Raw genomic sequence first — 17,808 nt, 5'->3', positions numbered from 1 at the left:
ATGGGAGGTCCGGTCCGCTCAGGACGCGGTGGGGCGCTGACGCGGTGCAGGGAGAAGGAAGCGAAGAGTGACGGTGACGACTACAGGCACGGACAAGGCGGGCCTGCTCAAGGACCTGAAGAAGCTGGTCGTCGACCTGGAGAACGATCTGCGGTCGCGCAGCGAGTCCGAGGAAGAGTTCCGCACCCGCCTGGACCGTGAGTGGCGCGAGGCGAAGGAGGCCCGGCGTACCGCCCTGTCCTACCCGGCCTGGCGCGACGAGCGTGTCACACAGGCCGCAGTGGCGTGGGTGCTGGGCTGTGTCTTCGTCCGCTTCTGCGAGGACAACGGCCTGATCGACGAGCCGTACCTCGCCGGACCCGGTGAACGTCTCGCCGAGGCGGAGGCCCGGCACGAGGCGCACTTCCGCACTTACCCGCACCACAACAACCGCGACTGGCTCATCGAGGCGTTCCGCCACCTGGCGAGCACCAACGAGACGGCCGCCGGCCTCTTCGACGAGCGGCACAATCCGCTGTGGGGACTGACCCCCGGCTACGAGATGGCGACGGAACTGCTGATGTTCTGGCGCCGCTGGGGCGCGGACGGCGAGATCCGCTACGACTTCACCGACGCCGAGTGGGACACCCGCTTCCTCGGCGACCTCTACCAGGACCTGAGCGAGCATGCCCGCAAGACGTACGCGCTGCTGCAAACCCCCGAGTTCGTCGAGGAGTTCATCCTCGACCTGACCCTGGAACCGGCGGTCGCCGACGACGGGCAGGGCTTCGGCCTCAACCCCGTGTGGACCGGCCCCGACGGCCGGGAGCGCCGCGGCCTGCGCACCATCGACCCGGCATGCGGCTCCGGCCACTTCCTGCTCGGCATCTTCCACCGCCTGCTGGACAAGTGGCGCCAGGCGGAACCCGGCACGGACGACTGGACGCTGGTCCGCCGGGTGCTGGAGTCCGTCCACGGCTGCGACAAGAACCCCTTCGCCGCGAGCATCGCCCGCTTCCGGCTCCTGGTTGCGGCGATGCGCGCGGCGGGCACGCGGCGGCTCGCGGACGCGCCGCCGTTCCCCATCAACGTGGCCGTGGGTGACTCACTGCTGCACGGCCGGGAAGCGGCCGGCATCCAGACCGACCTGGACACGCTGTTCGCGGAGTCGGTGGTGGGGCGCGAGGAGGGGGAGACGTACGCGTACGCCACGGAGGATGTGTGGGAGTACGCGAAGCGGGTGGACTTGCTGGGGCGGGGGTCGTATCACGTGGTGGTGGGGAACCCGCCGTACATCACGGTGAAGGACAAGCAGGAGAAGGAGAACTACAAGAAGGGCTACGACGCCTGTGTGGGTCTCTTCGCCTTGTCGGTGCCGTTCGCGCAGCGCATGTTCGAACTTGCGGTGAAGGGACCGGGCGGGCGCCAGGGCGGCGGTGGATTTGTCGGGCAGATCACTGCGAACTCCTTCATGAAGCGGGAGTTCGGACGCAACCTGATCGAGGTGGTCTTCCGGAACGAGGTCGAGCTGTCGCACGTGATCGACACCTCGGGCGCCTATATTCCCGGGCACGGTACTCCCACGGTCATTCTCGTGGGGCGCAACCGCGTGCCCAGCGGCAGCAGGACCATCCGGGCGGTGCTGGGTGTACGCGGAGAGCCGGAGCAGCCGGAAAACGCTGCCGAAGGGCGGGTCTGGAAGGAGATCGTCAGGTACGTCGACCGGCCGGGCAGCGAGACGGACTGGGTCTCGGTGGCGGACTTCGACCGCACTCACTTCGCTGAGGCACCCTGGTCGCTGAGCGGCGGCGGCGCCTCCGATGTGTTCGGTCAGCTCACCGCTGCGGGGGCGGAGCTGCTGGGCTCGCGCGTGAAGCTGATCGGGCGCACCGCGCACACGGGTGCGGACGAGGCGTACTTCGCTCCGCCGGGCACCTGGACCAGACACGGAGTGGCGGCGAGTCGGGTGGTGCCGTTGGTGGAGGGCACCGTCATCCGGGACTGGGACCTCGAACCCGAGACCGAGGCGCTGTTCCCATACGGTCGCGACCTGTCTGCCAGCATCTCCGACCCGGCTTCCGAGCGTCTGCTGTGGGCGCAGCGCAGCATGCTCAGGCTGCGCCGCGAGCCCGGCGGCACGCACGAGGAAATCGGGCTGACCTGGTACGAGTGGAGCCGTTGGCATCCGGAACGCTACTCGGTGCCCTTGGGCATTGCGTTCGCGTTCGTGGCGACGCACAACCACTTCGTGCTGGACCGGGGCGGGAAGGTGTTCAAGCAGTCCGCTCCTGTGATCAAGCTGCCCGAGGGGACCGGTGAGGATGAGCACCTGAAGCTGTTGGGCGTGCTCAATTCTTCGGCGGCTTGTTTCTGGCTGAAGCAGGTCAGTCAGGCCAAGGGAGGAACTGACAATTCGAGTGGTGGGGGTAATCGGTGGACCCCCGAAGCGTGGATCGACCGATATGAGTTCACTGGGACCAAGCTGCAAGAGTTCCCGCTCCCGGCCAAGCTTTCGCGTCACCTCGGCCGCGTACTCGACGCTCAGGCGCAGAAGCTCGCCGAGTCTGAGCCTTCGGCCGTGGCCGCAACTGCCGTGCCTACGCGGCAAGCGTTGGATGACGCGGGAGACGTGCACGCCAAGGTCCGCCGCCGCATGATCGCCTTGCAAGAGGAACTGGACTGGCAGGTCTACGGGCTCTACGGGCTGCTCACCGACCGTGAGGTCGTTCGGACCGGGACCCCGTCAGCCGACCTTGAGACTATCCCCGAGGTCAGGCTCGGTGAGCGCGCCTTCGAGATCGTCCTCGCGCGGAAGGTCGAAGCAGGGGAGGTGGAGACCGCCTGGTTCACGCGCCACGGCTCGGAGCCCGTCACCAAGATCCCCACCCGTTGGCCGGATTGGTACCGGAAGATCGTCCAGGCCCGTATAGACCTCATCACCAGCCGCAAGGACATCGCCCTCATCGAGCGCCCTGAGTGCAAGCGGCGTTGGGCTACCGACTCATGGGAGAAGAAGGAACGTGCCGCGCTGCGGAACTGGCTGTTGGACCGCTGCGAGGACGAGAACTTGTGGTTTGAAATGCATGAGGGGATGCGCCGACCCCGGACGCTGACCGTCAACAATGTTGCCGACCGGCTCGGTTCCGACCCCGACTTCACCTCGGTCGCCGCCCTCTACGCCGCCGACCACCTGAAGAAACCGGACCTCCCCCTCGCACAGGTCCTCAACGAGATCATCGCCGACGAGCACGTGCCCTACCTCGCCGCGATGCGCTACAAGGACTCCGGCCTGCGTACCCGCCGCGAGTGGGAGAAAGTCTGGGAGAAGCAGCGAGAGGAAGATCGTACGGGCACGAGGCTCGCCATCGACCCGCCGACCAAGTACAAGTCCTCCGATTTCCTCAAGCAGTCCTACTGGATCCACCGCGGCAAGCTCGACGTCCCCAAGGAACGCTTCATCTCCTACCCGGAGGCGGGTCCGGACAGCGACTCCACGCTGATGCTCGGCTGGGCTGGCTGGGACCCCAAAGACCAGGCATTGGCCCTCACGCAACTGATCGAGACGCGCGTGAGGAGCGATGCCTGGGGCGCCGAACGGCTCGTACCGCTGCTAGCCGGACTGCATGAGGTCATGCCGTGGGTACACCAGTGGTACAGCGCTTACGATGACGAGTGGGAGGGCTCGCCGGCCGAGGACCTGGAGGCGGAGTTCCAGCGGTACCTGCGCACACACGGCGTGAGCGAGGCGCAGATGAAGGACTGGCGTCCGGTACGGAAGACGCGTGGACGGAAGGCCGTACAGCGCCGGGAGACGACCGAACAGACCGAGCTGGGCGACGCGTAGCACAGGGCAAGAGGGGAGAGCCGCTGTGCTCTCCTCCGAGCTGCCGACCGGTGACTCAGCGGGCGGTGCCGGACGCGTGCGCGGTGAAGGCCGACCAGGCGGTGGGGGGACACGAGCAGGGGCTGGATTCGGGTGTCCTTGGAGTCGCGAACATGCACAGCTTGCGGGCTCAGGGCCTGGCTTTGCCTGACGGCGCCAACGGAGGCCGGAGCCTGCTTCTGGTCGGTGCTCTGGTCTCCCCCTGGGGTGACCGAACGCACCGGGCCGGGGATGACGGTGTGGGCGGAGCTGGATCTCCCGGCGGGCACCCGCGCCGGACACCGCACGTGAGCGCGCCCGGCGATCCGTCTGCGGACGGTCACCCACTGTGCTGCCCTGCCCCGAAGCGGTGGCGATCTCCCCTCCCACTGCCGGACCCACCTGGCAAGATGGACGTTGCGCCAACGCCTGAGGGGGGCGCTGTCCGGGCCGGCCGCCAGCACAGTGAGGGAATGATCGCCTGATGTCGACCACCGAGCTCTTTCTCCGCGATGTCATCGACATCAAGGAGGACGTCCACGCGGGCGATTTCAAGGTCGATCTCTCCCAGGGCTTCCACGAGGCCGACGAGCGGGTGGCGGAGTACGTCGTCACCGAGCAGTTGCAGAAGGCGTTCCGCAAGGCGCTCGGCATCGTCGCCAAGGCCGTTCGTACGGGGGACTCGCACGCCGCCTACCTGCACGGCTCGTTCGGTGCCGGTAAGAGCCACTTCCTCACCGTGCTGCACGCTGTGCTCAACGGCCACGAGGGGGCGCTGGACAAGCGGGGGCTGAAGGAGGTCGTCGCCGAGCACCGGGACTGGCTGGGCGGCAGCCGGTTCCTGATGATCCCGTACCACCTGGTCGGATCGACCGATCTCGACTCGGCGCTGCTCGGCGGGTACGTCCACACCGTGCGGGAGCTGCACCCGGAGGCGGCGACCCCCGCCGTCTACCGGTCGGACGCGCTGCTCGCCGACGCGGACAGGCAGCGGAAGTTCCTCGGCGATGACGACAAGTTTCGGCAGTGGCTCGGAGCCGGTGCGGCGGCCATCCCCGGCGGCGGGGCCGAGGACGACGAGGACGACCTGCCGGGCATCGACGGGGGAGCCGACCTGCCCGGTACGGGCGGCTGGAGCACCGCCGAGCTGGACCGGGCCTTCGCCGCGCCGCCCGGCAGCGAGGAGCGGGAGCGGCTGGTGTCGGCGCTGCTGACCGGGCCTATGGCCGCGTACACGCAGGCCGCCCGTGGTGACGCGCAGTCCTTCATCCCCTTGGAAAACGGCCTCAAGGTCGTCTCCCGCCACGCCCAGTCGCTCGGTTACGACGGCGTCGTCCTCTTCCTCGACGAGCTGATCCTGTGGCTCCAGGCGCACATGGGAGACCAGGACTTCGTCCGGGACCAGGTGCAGCGGCTGGTCAAGCTGATCGAGTCCGCCGACAGCGGCCGGCCCGTGCCGATCGTCTCCTTCATCTCCCGCCAGCGCGACCTGTCCCAGCTCATCGGCTCCGACGTGGCAGGCGCCGACGTGCAGAACCTGGAGCAGCAGGTCGACTACCTCGCGGGCCGGATCGACGTCGTGGAGCTGGAGGACAGCAATCTCGTCGAGATCATCAAGCATCGCGTGCTCGCGCCCCGTCCGGGCATGGAGCAGGCGCGCGACGACGCGTTCAAGCTCGTGGAGTCGTCGCGGGACGAGGTGCGGCAGGTGCTGCTCGATGCGCAGGGGCGCACCGAGGCGAGCTGGGACGACTTCCGCACGTTGTATCCGCTCTCCCCGGCGCTGCTCAACGTACTGGTCGATCTGTCCGGTGCGCTGCAGCGCGAGCGGACCGGTCTCAAGCTAGTGCAGGAGCTGCTGCGGCGGCACCGCGACGACCTGCGGCTCGGCCAGCTCGTTCCGATCGGCGACCTGTGGGACGTGATCGCCGAACGGACCGGTGAGGCGTTCACCGCGAAGCTCCGCAAGGAGTCGGAGATCGCGCACCGCTTCCACGCCCGCGTCCGCGAGCACCTGCTTACGAAGTACGGCTCGGCGGACGACAAGCGCTTCCAGACCGACGAGCGCCTGGTCAAGACGCTGCTGCTGGCCTCCCTCGCGCCCAACGTGCCCGCCCTGACCCGGCTCACCGGTGGCCGGCTCGCCGCGCTGAACCACGGCACCATCAGGACCCGGGTGGGGGACGCGGGGGCCGTCGCCGTCAAGCGCCTGCAGGAGCTCCAGGCCGAGGGCTTCGACGGCGAGCTGCGCAGCGAGGGCGACCCCGCCGACCCCGTCTTCCACCTGCACCTGTCCGACCTGGACGTCGAGCCGCTGCTGGAAGAGGTGCAGGGCGTCGCCGACCAGGACGGCTACCGCCGGCAGTGGATCAAGGACCAGTTGTGGGCGGCGCTGGGCATCCCCGACGCCCAGGCGTTCGTGTGCGAGCGGACGGTCGTCTGGCGCGGCACCAAGCGCACGGTCGAGTTCGTCTTCGGCAACGTCCGCGACCCGCACCTTCCCGACGCCGAGTTCACGCCGCAGACCGAGGGCAACATCCGCTTCGTCTTCGACTACCCCTTCGACGACCACGGCCGCTCGCCGATGGACGACGTGCAGCGGGTGGAGCGGATGAAGCGCGCAGGGAGGACGGCACCGACGATCGTTTGGCTGCCGCACTTCCTGTCCGAGCAGAAGGCCCGCAGCCTCGGCCGCCTCCTCAAGATCAACTATCTGCTGGAGCGTGACCGGCTTGACGACCACACCGCGACCCGCCCCGCCGAGGAGCGCGTCCAGATCCGCAACCAGCTCAAGGCGTCCCGCGACAGCCTGACCAGTCAGCTCACCGACGCGCTGCTCCAGCTCTACGGCATCAACAGGGCCGAGCCCGGCACCGCGGGCGCCGAGGTGCCCGAGAGCCACCACCTGATCTCGCTCCAGCCGGGCTTCACTCGCACCCGGCCCGAACCAGCAGTCGGCTTCGAGGGGAACCTCCTCCTGCTCGCCGACGGGCTCCTCAGCGCCCGCCATCCCAAGCACCCCGACTTCGACCCGCGGCTTACCCGCAAGGCCGTCACCACCCGCGAGCTGAAGACCACGCTCGAATGGATCACGAGGGCGATGGAGGACGGCTCTCGGCGCGTTGTGGTCGACAGCCAGCACCTCCCCGTCGTCCGCCGGATCGTGCACGCCCTCCAGCTCGGTGAGGTCCACGACGGGCCGCTGAACGTGACCACCGACTGGCGCCTGCGCATCAACAAGAAGGCTGCGGAAACCCCCGACGCCGGCCCGGAACTGTCCGTCGACGACATCCGCCGGTGGATCGAGGACCTCGGTTACACCGGCCTCGACCGCCACGTCAGCAACCTGATCATCGCCACGTACGCCCTGCTCGACGACCGCACCTGGGTGTACCAGACCTCGCCGCTGCCCAAGGCACCGGATCTGGAGCGGATCGGCCCCGGGTATGGCCTGAGGGCTGTGGAACTGCCCACCGAGGATGAGTTCCACACCGCGCTCGGCCGCGCCGGGACGATCTTCGGCAGGACCGTCTCGCGGGTCCTGTTCGCCCGCAACGTTGCTCGGCTCGCCGAAGGCGTGCGCGCGGTTGCGGAGGAACATCGCGTGGCCCTCGGCGAAGTGCGCACCCTCCTGACACAGCACGCCGCCCACCTCGGGCTGACCGGGCCCGGCGGCGTCGACGCGCCCCGCCTGAAGTCCACCAAGGCCGCCGCCGACCTCGTCGCCCGGCTACTGCGTACCACCGAACCAGCCGCGTGCGTGCGGGAGCTGGCCGCCGCCGCGTACGACGTGACCGACGAGGAGATCGCGGGCGCCTTGCGGCACGCCCCGGAAGTGGCCGCCGCGCTGCGCGGCACCGACTGGTCGCTGCTGGACACGGTCTGCCGCGACCTCGTCGGACGCGAGAGCGGCGTAGGCGAGCGAGCGGCCAGGTTCCTGGACGAGGTGCACCGCACCGCACGCGACCACGAGCAGGCCGTCTCGCTGGTGCCCGTGCTGGACCGGCTCCCGGACACCGTGATGGCGCTGCTGCGCGAGGCCACCCGCCTTGCCCAGGCGGCCCAGCCCAGCACCCCGGTCGCACCGGTCACACCGGAGCCGACCGCCGAGGACATCAGCCTCACCGACCACGGCAAGCCCTCCGTCCCCTCGACGCCCGCGCCGGACCAGCCCTCCACGCCGGACGACGTCTCCCGCGGGCAGGGCGGCGCGCAGACCGCCGTCCCGGGACAGGCCGGTCGCCAGCGTGCCGTCCACCTCATCGAGCCCACCCGGCTGGAGGTGTCGCTGGCCACCACGGTCGCCGAGCTCGACGCCGAGATTCGCGCCTACCTCGCTGCCCACCCCGGCACCCGCATCCAGGTCTCCTGGCAGCCGGTCACCGACACCGGGTCCGGTCCTGACGGTTCCGCCGGGACCGGGGCGGAACCGGGCGACGGGAACGCCTGCTGATGGCCCCGGTCCTGCCCCGGGTGGGCCGTCGTACCGTCGAGGCCCTGCTTGCCGCGAACGCCAAGGACCTGGGCGAGCGCAGCCTCGTGCTCGTCCACGGCCAGTACGCGTCCGGCGCCCCGCCCCGGTTCACCGTCACCCTGGACGGCGAGGCGCGGCGCGTCCACGTGCGGGACGAAGCCTCCGTCCTCGGCGTGGTCGCCGCCCTGCGCGAGCACCGGAGCGCAGCCGCTTCCTCCGACGTGCTCGTCGTCACGACGGGCGTCGACGACGAGCAGCTCGGCTGGGACGTGCGCGGCAGGGCCGTACGGCGCAAGACCCTCACCGTCGAGAACGCCGAGGTCGTCCTCCAGCGCTTCGGCGCCACCGCCCTCGACCCGCGCATGTACCGCGAACGGTGGCTCCTGGAAGCCCTGGTCGAAGCGGAGCCGGCCGAAGGCGGCTGGCCGCGCGTCGGTGGAGTACTCACCCGGGACGCGGCCCTGCGCGTCCTCAGCGCCGAACGGCTCGGCCTGCGCGCGGTGCACGGCTCCTCCGGCGAAGACGGGCAGGTCACCCTCGACGCCGACACGCTGCTCGCCTGGTCGCGCACACCCGCCGGACCCCGGCGGTTCGCCGAACTGGGCGCCACCGAGCGCGCCGAACTGAAGAAGTGGCTCGCGGAGGTCGCCGGACCGGCCGTCCCCGTCCTGCTGTCCCTCGCCGAGGCCGGACTCGGCCACGACGCCCTGCCCCTCGGACTGCTCGGCGCCGCACTGCGGGATCCGGCAGCCCAGCCCGACACCGTGCTCGCCCTCGGCGGGCTGTTCGGGCAGGTCATGCCCCGGCGGTCGGAACTCGCCGTGTTCACCGACGCCGTGGAGGGGATCCTCACCCGCTGGATCGCCGACGCCCGCACCAGCCAGGACGCCCGCCAGCGCGTCGACGCCGTACTGGCCCGGGCCGACGAGCTGGCTGACAGGGCGGGCCTCACCCTCGGCCTCATCGCGAGCCGCTTCCTCCCCTCCAGCTTCACCGCGCAACTGCGCCGGACCGTCGCGGAAGCCCGCCGTTCCCCGGCCGCTGGTGTGGCCGCGCTGGCCGACCTGCTCGGTCACGCCCTGGCCGGCCTCCGCCCCGACCAGGTCCAGGCCGCCGAGACGGCCGTACGAGTGGCGCGCCGGCTCAACGGCCCCGAGCCCGCCGTCACCGGCGTGGCCGCCGCCGTACGGGCCCACGTCTCCGACTGGGGTTGGGTGGACCGAGCGCTCACCGTGCTGTGGGCGGGCGACCCCGACGGTGATGTGGAGACCGGCCGGGACCTGCGAGCCCTCTACGAGCAGGCACGTGAGCGCAGGCAGCGCCTCGATCAGGAGTTCGCCCGGAGGCTCGCCGCCTGGGCAGCGCACGCCACCGCCCAGCACCCCGACGGCTGCCTCGTCGTCGAGAACGTGCTGGACACCGTCGTACGCCCGCTGACCGGCCAGGCCGCTCCGCTCCTCCTCGTCCTCGACGGCATGAGCAGCGCGGTCGCCGTCCAGCTCGGCGAGGAGGCGGAACGCGACGGCTGGCGCGAGATCGTGCCCCGCCCGGAGGCAGGCCAGACCCCGGCACGGCTCGCCGCCGTCTCCATGCTGCCCTCGATCACTCGCGTCAGCCGTGCCTCCCTGCTGGCGGGCGAGGCAGCCGAGGGCGGCCAGTCGGCCGAGACGAGCGGCTTCACCGCCTTCTGGAAGCGGCGGCGCAAGGCGGCAGCCCTCTTCCACAAGGCCGCCATCGGCGGCGAAGCGGGCCACGCGCTCTCGCACGAACTCATGACCGCCCTCGCCTCCGACGCCGTGGTGGGCGTGGTCCTCAACACCATCGACGAGGCACTGGACAACGGCCGGCACGGCCGTGGCACCACCTGGTCCCTGGCTGACGTCACGCACCTGCGGGAACTGCTCGCCGCCGCCCGCAGCTACGGCCGCCCGGTCATCCTCGTCGCCGACCACGGACACGTCCTGGAGCGCGGCAGCCGCACCGACGGCCCGACGGCCGCCGCAGAGGGCGCGGAGTCCGCCCGCTGGCGCACCGGGGACGTGGTGGGGGAAGGGGAGATTGCCGTCCACGGCCCGAGGGTGCGAGAGGGCGGGGGAGCAGTGGTCCTGCCGTGGCGCGAGGACATCCGCTACACCGGGCGGCGCGCCGGGTACCACGGCGGAGCCTCCCTGGCCGAAGTCACCGTCCCGGTGCTCGTCCTGCTGCCGGCCGGTGAGGAAGCCCCGAGGGACTGGGTGCCGCTGCCGCGCGAGCTGTCCACGCCGAGCTGGTGGCGGACGCAGGTCATCGGTGACGTTCCGGAGTCCGCCGACGTGCCCGCTGATCAGCCGGCGGTGCCCTCGCCCGCCCGACCCACGGCACCCTCCGAAAGCGCGCCGACCACCGACGCGCCGCCGGCCGCCCGGTCGGAAGCCGGACCGCCAGTGGCCGAGTCGCTGGGCAGCACGGTGGTGAGCAGCGAGGTGTACGCGGCCCAGAAGGAGTACGTCCGCAAAGCGCCCGAGGCGAAGGTGGTAGCCGCGGTTATCGACGCACTCGTCTCGGCGGGCGGGACGATGTCCCCGGCCGCTCTCGCCGCGGCGATCTCCGCGACCGGGCGGGTCCGCCGCAACATCGAGGGCTTCGTCGCCACGGTGCAGCGGCTGCTGAACGTCGAGGGGTATCCCGTCCTCGGGTTCATCGACGGCGGACACGCGGTCAAGCTCGACGTGCCGCTCCTGCGCGAGCAGTTCCTGCCGAAGGAGAGCGTGCCGGAGACGGACGAGGCCGAAGACGGACAGCGGGAGGAGGAGAAGGCGTGACCGACCCCGCTTCCGTGAGCGCGGTCCGCCGCCGCGAGGTCATCGACGCCCTGCGGCGAGGCACGGTCCCGCAGTCCGGCCTCGACCTGTTCGCGGTCGGACTGGACCGGTTCGCAGCCGCCCTGGAAGACGATCTGGCCACCGTCACCCGCGGCGGTGCCGCCTTCCACGCCGTCCGCGGCGACTACGGCTCCGGCAAGACCTTCTTCGCCCGCTGGCTGGCCGAGCGGGCCAAACGTGCCGGACTCGCCACCGCGGAAGTGCAGATCTCCGAGACTGAGACACCGCTGCACCGGCTGGAGACGGTCTACCGCCGGCTCACCGAGCGCCTGGCCACCGCCACACACCAGCCCAGCGCGCTGCGCGCGGTTGTTGACTCGTGGTTCTACACCCTCGAGGAGGAGGTCCTCGACGGCTCGGAGATCGACGAGGACGACGAGGAAGCCCTCGCCGACGCCGTGGACACGCTGATGGAACGCCGGCTCGCCGACGTCGCCCGCACCACGCCCGCGTTCGCCGCCGCCCTGCGCGGCTACCGCCGTGCCGTCACCGCCGGGGACGGCGCGACGTCGGAAGCCCTGATCGCCTGGCTCGGCGGCCAGAAGTCAGTTGCCGCCTCCGCCCGCCGGGCCGCCGGAGTGCGTGGAGACCTGGACCACTTCGCCGCGCTCGGCTTCCTCCAAGGTCTGCTGACCGTGCTGCGCGACTGCGGCCACCCGGGGCTGCTCCTCGTACTCGACGAGACGGAGACCCTGCAACGCGTCCGCGGCGATGTCCGGGAGAAGGGCCTCAACGCATTGCGCCAGCTCCTCGACGAGATCGACGCCGGCCGCTTCCCCGGCCTCTTCCTCGTCATCACCGGGACCCCGGCGTTCTACGACGGCCAGCAGGGCGTCCAGCGGCTCCCGCCCCTGGCCCAGCGGCTCGCCACTGACTTCACCACAGATGCGCGCTTCGACTCCCCCCGCGCCGTCCAGCTCCGCTTGCCCGGCTTCGACCTCCCGCGCCTGGGGGAACTCGGCCGGAAAGCGCGGGACCTCTACCGGGGCGTGGCCCGCCATCCCGAGCGTGTCACCGCCCGGGTCGACGACGCCTACGTCGGCGAACTCGCCACCGCCGTCACCGGAGGGCTGGGCGGCAACGTCGGCATCGCCCCCCGCGTCTTCCTGCGCAAGCTCGTCGCCGACGTCCTCGACCGTGTCGACGAGTTCGAGGACTTCGACCCGCGCAAGCACTACCAGCTCACCATCTCGGGCGGCGAGTTGACGGACACCGAACGTAACGCCGCCGCCGACCGGGCGGACGACATCGAGCTGGACCTGCAGTGACCGCCGCTGACGGCCTGGAACCGGCGCTGGTCCACCACATCGTCAACACCCTGGGCTGGAAGGACCTGCGCCCGCTCCAGAAGGCCGCCGTCGCGCCACTGACGGCAGGAGACGACGCCCTCCTCCTGGCCCCGACGGCCGGCGGCAAGACCGAAGCCGCCTGCTTCCCCCTGCTGTCCCGGATGCACGCCCAGGGCTGGTCCGGCACATCGGTGCTGTACGTGTGCCCCCTCAAGGCGCTGCTGAACAACCTGCTGCCGCGCGTGGAGACCTACACCGCCTGGCTCGGCCGGACCGCGGCCCTGTGGCACGGCGACACCCCGGCCGGCGCCCGGCGGCGCATCCTCGCCTCCCGGCCCGACGTGCTGCTCACCACCCCCGAGTCGCTGGAAGCCATGCTGGTCAGCGTCAACGTTGACCACGCATCCTTCTTCTCCGGCCTGCGGGCCGTGGTCGTCGACGAGGTCCACGCCTTCGCCGGCGACGACCGCGGCTGGCACCTGCTCGCCGTACTGGAGCGCCTGCAGCGCGTCGTGGGCCGCTCCCTGCAGCGCGTCGGCCTCTCCGCGACCGTCGGCAACCCCGAAGCCCTGCTCACCTGGCTCCAGGGATCGGGAGCAGGGCGGCGCCCGGGCCGCGTGATCGCGCCCCACCTGGCCGAGACCCAGCCGACGTCGGCTCCCCTACCACCAGGTGACATTCAGCTCGACTACGTCGGCTCGCTCGACAACGCGGCGACCGTCATCAGCGTCCTCCACCGTGGCGAGAAGCGGCTCGTCTTCTGCGAGTCACGGCGCCTGGTCGAGGAACTGGGCGCCAAGCTGCGGGCCAAGGGCGTGACCACGTTCCTCTCGCACGCCTCCCTCTCCCTCGACGAACGCAGACGCGCGGAGACCGCGTTTGCCGAAGCGCGTGACTGCGTCATCATCTCCACGAGCACACTCGAACTAGGCATCGACGTGGGCGACCTGGACCGTGTCATTCAAATCGACGCACCCACCTCCGTCGCCTCGTTCCTGCAGCGCCTGGGACGTACCGGGCGCCGCCCTGGAACGACACGCAACTGCCTCTTCCTCACACTCGACCAGGGCGGTCTGCTGAGTGCCGCCGGACTCCTGCTCCAGTGGTCGCGAGGCTGGGTGGAACCCGTGATCGCGCCGACCGATCCCCGGCACATCGTCGCCCAGCAACTGCTGGCACTCTGCCTTCAGGAACACCGCGTCGGAGACCGGCTGTGGCAGGAGTGGTGGAACGGCCTGGGGCCGTTCGGAGGGTCGGCGGAACCGATCGTCCGGCACCTCGTCGAGGAGGGTTACCTCGACCGGGACGGCGGATTGTTGTTCATCGGCCCGGAAGCCGAACGGCGATACGGGCACCGCCATTTCATGAACCTCACCGCCGTCTTCACCGCCCCACCGCAGTTCACCGTCCTCCAAGGCCGCACCGAGATCGGCCGTACCGACCCCGCCTTGCTCACCGAGCAGGTCGCCGGCCCCCGTCGGCTTCTCCTTGCCGGCCGCAGTTGGCAGGTCACCTACATCGACTGGCGGCGCAAGCGCTGCTTCGTTGAGCCGGCCGACGGTGGCGGCAAGGCGAAGTGGAGCGGCACTGGGTTCGGCCAGGGGGCATCCTTCGAAGTTACCCGTGCCGTGCGTGAGGTACTGCTTGGCGCCGATCCTCCTGTCACCCTGACCCGGCGCGCCACCGCGGCAATGGTGGAGGCACGTGAGCACTTTCTAGAGAGGGTCCATCCGGGAGGCACTCTGGTCGTGCGCGACACAGCAGGGCAGGCGCGCTGGTGGACCTGGGCGGGCCACCGTGCAAACGCGACGCTGGCCGCGACCCTGGAAAGCGTCGCGGTGCCCGCCCAGAGGATCAACGACCACTGGATCCGGCTTCGGGAGGACCTCACCCCCGTGTCATGGAAGGAGGCCGTGAGCGACGCTCCGGAGCGGCTTTGCCTTCCCGCCGTTGACGAGCGGGCGGTGCGGGGATTGAAATTCGGTGACGCGCTGCCGCCGAGGCTGGCTGAGGCAACGCTGTCCGCTCGGCTGGCCGACCTGGACTCCGCTGCTGCCATTCTCGCCGAGCCGGTACGTTTCATCACGAAGGGCGTGTAGGCCTTAGGAGTTATCGTCAAAGTGTCAGGCCCACATCAGGATTGATGCGAGGGTGATGGCTGCTTTGTAGGACTCTGCTGTCTTGTCGTAGCGGGTGGCGATGCCTCGCCACTGCTTGAGGCGGTTGAAGCACCGTTCGACGACGTTGCGGTGTTTGTAGACCTCCTTGTCGAAGACCGGAGGGCGGCCGCCGAGGCTGCCCTTGCGGGCTCGGTTGCGGACCTGGTCGGCTCGCTCGGGGATGGTGTGAGCGATGCCCCGCCGGCGGAGCCAGGTGCGGATCGCCTTCGAGCTGTAGCCCTTGTCGGCGATGACGTGATCGGGCCGCAGCCGTGGCCGGCCGGGTCCGAGGCGGGGCACCTTGATGGCGTCCATCACGGCGGTGAACTGAGTGCAGTCGTTTGTGTTGCCGCCGGTCAGCACGAAGGCGAGGGGTCGGCCGATCGCGTCGCAAGCGAGGTGGATTTTGCTGGTCAGACCGCCTCTGGACCGTCCGAGGGCCGGGCTGTGGCGCCCTCTTTTCGGGCCCCTGCCGCGTGCTGGTGGCCACGGATGATCGTGGAGTCGACCGACACCGTCAGTCGATGTCGCCTGCAGCGTCCGCCTGCGCCTGCACGGTTCACAGTATCCGGTCGAACGTGCCGTCCGCCGCCACCGGCGGAAGCGGGTGTGGAGTGTGGCCCACGGCCCATACTGCTTGGGCACGTCCCGCCAGGGGACGCCGGTGCGGAACTTCCACACGATCCCGTTGAGAACCATCCGGTCGTCCAGCCGCGGCCGCCCCAGCGCGGGCCGGGGCAGCAGCGGGCGTATGAGATCCCACTCGGCATCAGACAGCTCATGGCGACGTATCACCACACCATGGTCCACAATCCAAGATCACTTTGACGACAGGCTCTAGCCGCGTCGACCATGCAGAACTACAAGCGGCACATCGAGGAGCACCTGCTCCCCGAGTTCGAGGACAAGGCACTCGCCGGTATCCTGCGGACGGACGTCGACGTCTGGGAGAAGAAGGAGAAGGCCGTGTACGCGGCCTCCAGCGTCAAGACCTGGCGCTCGACGCTCCACTTGATCCTGGAGGACGCGATCGACGAGGGCCTGATCACGTCCAACCCGGCAGCCAGGCGGCGGGGGCGCGGCAAGCGCGCCGGCCGCTCCCGGGACCGTGGCCCGGAGAAGGTCGTCACCGATGCGCTCGGCATCCTGCTGACCGCCGAGCGGGCCGCCCTGCTGTCCGGCCGCGCCGTGGTCCTCAAGGGGTACACCGGCATGCGCTGGGGCGAGATCGTCGGCCTGGAGACCGAGTACGCCCGGCCCGGATCGGTCCGCGTCGAATGGCAGCTGTACGAACTCGACAGGGGCGAACTGATCCGGTGCCTGCCCAAGGACGACAGCTATCGCACCATCGACTCGATGGACTGGCTGTCGGCCCTGGTCGCCAACCACGTCGCCCGTACGAAGCCGACGCCGTGCTCCTGCCACGGCAAGACGTACGTCTTCCGAGGGCAGGGCACGGCTCGGACCGGCGGCCACCAGGGCGCGAAGCTCGTCGACGTCGCACGCCTCGCCGGGGTGTCCACGGGGACGGTGTCCAACGTCCTCAACCACCCCGACCGTGTCACCGAGACCAGGCGGGTGCGGGTCGAGAAGGCCATCGCGGACCTCGGGTTCGTGCGGGGCGGAGTGGTGTCAGGGCACGCGGCCCACTGGCGAAGAAACGGTTTCGCCACGTGGCTGTTCACCCCGGCGGTGTCCGGCTGGTACCCGAAGAAGGCTCCACAGCCAGCCTGGCCCGTGCCGTTGCTCGGCGAGCCCTGGCCCGGCATCCCGGCAAGAGGCCGCGGTGCCAGCGACCGGGCCGACGCCTGCTGGCTCCCGATCGCCAAGGGCCTCACGCCCCACGGCCTTCGCCACACCCACCGGACCATGATGGAGGACCTCGGCACCGAGAAGGTCCTCATGGACGAACGCATGGGCCACATCGACGGCTTCGTCTCCGCCCGCTACGCCCATGTCACCCCCGGCATGCGCCAGCGCCTCATGGATGGCCTGACAGAGCGCTGGGAAGCAGCGCTAGATGCCCGGCTGGCACCGACGGGTGTGTGATGACGCCGGGCGTGCACCGCACGAACGGGAACGGCGACGAGCCCTGGGCTCTGGCGAATCTGTCAAATGCCAGGTGAAGGCGTCGGCGGACCTGGCTCAATAGGCACATGGAGATTGGTGAGCACTGGGCGTACCGCGCGAGACCGAAGGAGCTGGGGAGCGCGGTCCGCCGGGTCGAGGTCGTACGGGCAGGCGAGCGCGGCAGGTCCGGTTGGCTCCATGTGCGGTTCCTCGAAGGAGACGACGCCGGACTGCAGGAGTGGGTCAACCCGAGTTCCCTTGTGGCACGGTGGGAGGAGGTCGAGGCGTTTCGTTCGGACGACGCGAGCGAGTTGGCGCTGGCCGAGGCGTCGCGGGACGTACGGGGGAGTGCCGACTTCGAGGCGGCGCGGCTGATCCTCGGCTTCGTCCGCCCGAAGAGCAAGCTGCGCCTGCGGCGCGGAGTCGCGGACGCCGGGATCCTGGAGATGGGCCGCCTCGACGAGAGCGCCTGGGTTGTCGGGATGGATCCCGCGGAGCTGCGCGGCGATCCGATGGTCTACGAGAACCGCGACGGCCTGTGCCTGGTCGGGTGGCCGGTCACCGAGCGCATCGCGCGCCACGTGGCCAGCCGCCTAGCCGACGACATCCTGCCGGAGGTGGACCGCAAGCAGCAGGCCATCGACGAGGAACGCACCCAGTCCTCCTGGTACTCCTACAGCCGCCGCGACGACCGCAAGCTGGACGCGGAAGCGGCCGTCCTACGGACCGTCCGTGAGTGGTGCGGCCAGGACAAGGCCGATCGCTACGACGAGCTGGTCGCCCTGCGTGCCGAGGTCATCCGGCTCGGGCAACTGGTCGAGCGGGCGGTGAAGGCCCTACGCGACCGCGGGCACGGCGTCATCGCCTCCACCATTGAGCGCGACCTCGGGGTCCATATCTCCAGCCTTGGTCCAGACGTTCGTCGGTGAAGCCGCGCCATGGATCCGGCGCTGGCTTGGCCGGCGTGGCTTCCGCCTGGGACTCTTCCTTCTCCGGTGGCTTCTCCTTCTCCGGCCGGTGCGGGTGCCAGCCGTCGAGGAACGGCCGTAGCTGGTCGCCTGTCGGCTTCGCGTGGAAGTCGTGGCCGGCCAGGCCCCTGCCGCGCACGGTCGGA

Annotated in this window: 7 protein-coding genes and 1 pseudogene; 7 read left to right on the top strand and 1 reads right to left on the bottom strand. The window is 70.3% G+C overall.

Annotated features, from left to right (window positions below; translation table 11 throughout):
* The first annotated feature begins 67 nt into the window (after positions 1-67).
* The 5 genes from pglX (at position 68) to OF819_RS01810 (ending at position 14,564) form a co-directional block, all read left to right on the top strand.
* Positions 68-3,823 (top strand): BREX-2 system adenine-specific DNA-methyltransferase PglX, encoded by a 3,756-nt coding sequence (gene pglX / locus OF819_RS01830; protein WP_267241499.1) that lies wholly within the window; start codon positions 68-70, stop codon positions 3,821-3,823.
* Between the two features lie 502 nt (positions 3,824-4,325).
* A complete protein-coding gene (locus tag OF819_RS01825; protein ID WP_267241498.1) occupies positions 4,326-8,294 on the top strand; it encodes a PglY protein in 3,969 nt (1,322 codons plus the stop codon).
* Positions 8,294-11,116 carry a BREX-2 system phosphatase PglZ gene (gene pglZ / locus OF819_RS01820; RefSeq protein ID WP_267241497.1) on the top strand — a complete coding sequence of 941 codons (2,823 nt, stop codon included), beginning with the start codon at positions 8,294-8,296 and terminating at the stop codon, positions 11,114-11,116. Before OF819_RS01825 ends, pglZ begins: the two co-directional genes overlap by 1 nt.
* Positions 11,113-12,444 (top strand): BREX system ATP-binding protein BrxD, encoded by a 1,332-nt coding sequence (gene brxD / locus OF819_RS01815; protein ID WP_267241496.1) that lies wholly within the window; start codon positions 11,113-11,115, stop codon positions 12,442-12,444. Before pglZ ends, brxD begins: the two co-directional genes overlap by 4 nt.
* Positions 12,441-14,564, top strand: coding sequence for a DEAD/DEAH box helicase (locus OF819_RS01810; protein ID WP_267241495.1), 2,124 nt, complete (start codon positions 12,441-12,443; stop codon positions 14,562-14,564). Before brxD ends, OF819_RS01810 begins: the two co-directional genes overlap by 4 nt.
* A 24-nt stretch (positions 14,565-14,588) precedes the next feature.
* Here the strand turns inward: OF819_RS01810 and OF819_RS01805 are convergent, their stop codons facing one another.
* Positions 14,589-15,419 (bottom strand): IS5 family transposase, encoded by an 831-nt coding sequence (locus OF819_RS01805; protein WP_267241494.1) that lies wholly within the window; start codon positions 15,417-15,419, stop codon positions 14,589-14,591.
* A gap of 36 nt (positions 15,420-15,455) precedes the next feature.
* Here OF819_RS01805 and OF819_RS01800 point away from each other — a divergent pair.
* Both OF819_RS01800 and OF819_RS01795 read left to right on the top strand, forming a co-directional pair.
* A pseudogene (locus OF819_RS01800) lies at positions 15,456-16,673 on the top strand (LacI family DNA-binding transcriptional regulator); the annotation flags it as partial.
* Between the two features lie 107 nt (positions 16,674-16,780).
* Positions 16,781-17,623, top strand: a complete 843-nt coding sequence (locus OF819_RS01795; protein ID WP_267241493.1) for a PE-PGRS family protein — start codon at positions 16,781-16,783, stop codon at positions 17,621-17,623.
* The last annotated feature ends 185 nt before the right edge of the window (positions 17,624-17,808 follow it).

Source organism: Streptomyces sp. PR69, assembly GCF_026420845.1.
Classification (GTDB): Bacteria; Actinomycetota; Actinomycetes; order Streptomycetales; family Streptomycetaceae; genus Streptomyces.
This window is presented reverse-complemented; position numbering and strand designations above follow the sequence as displayed.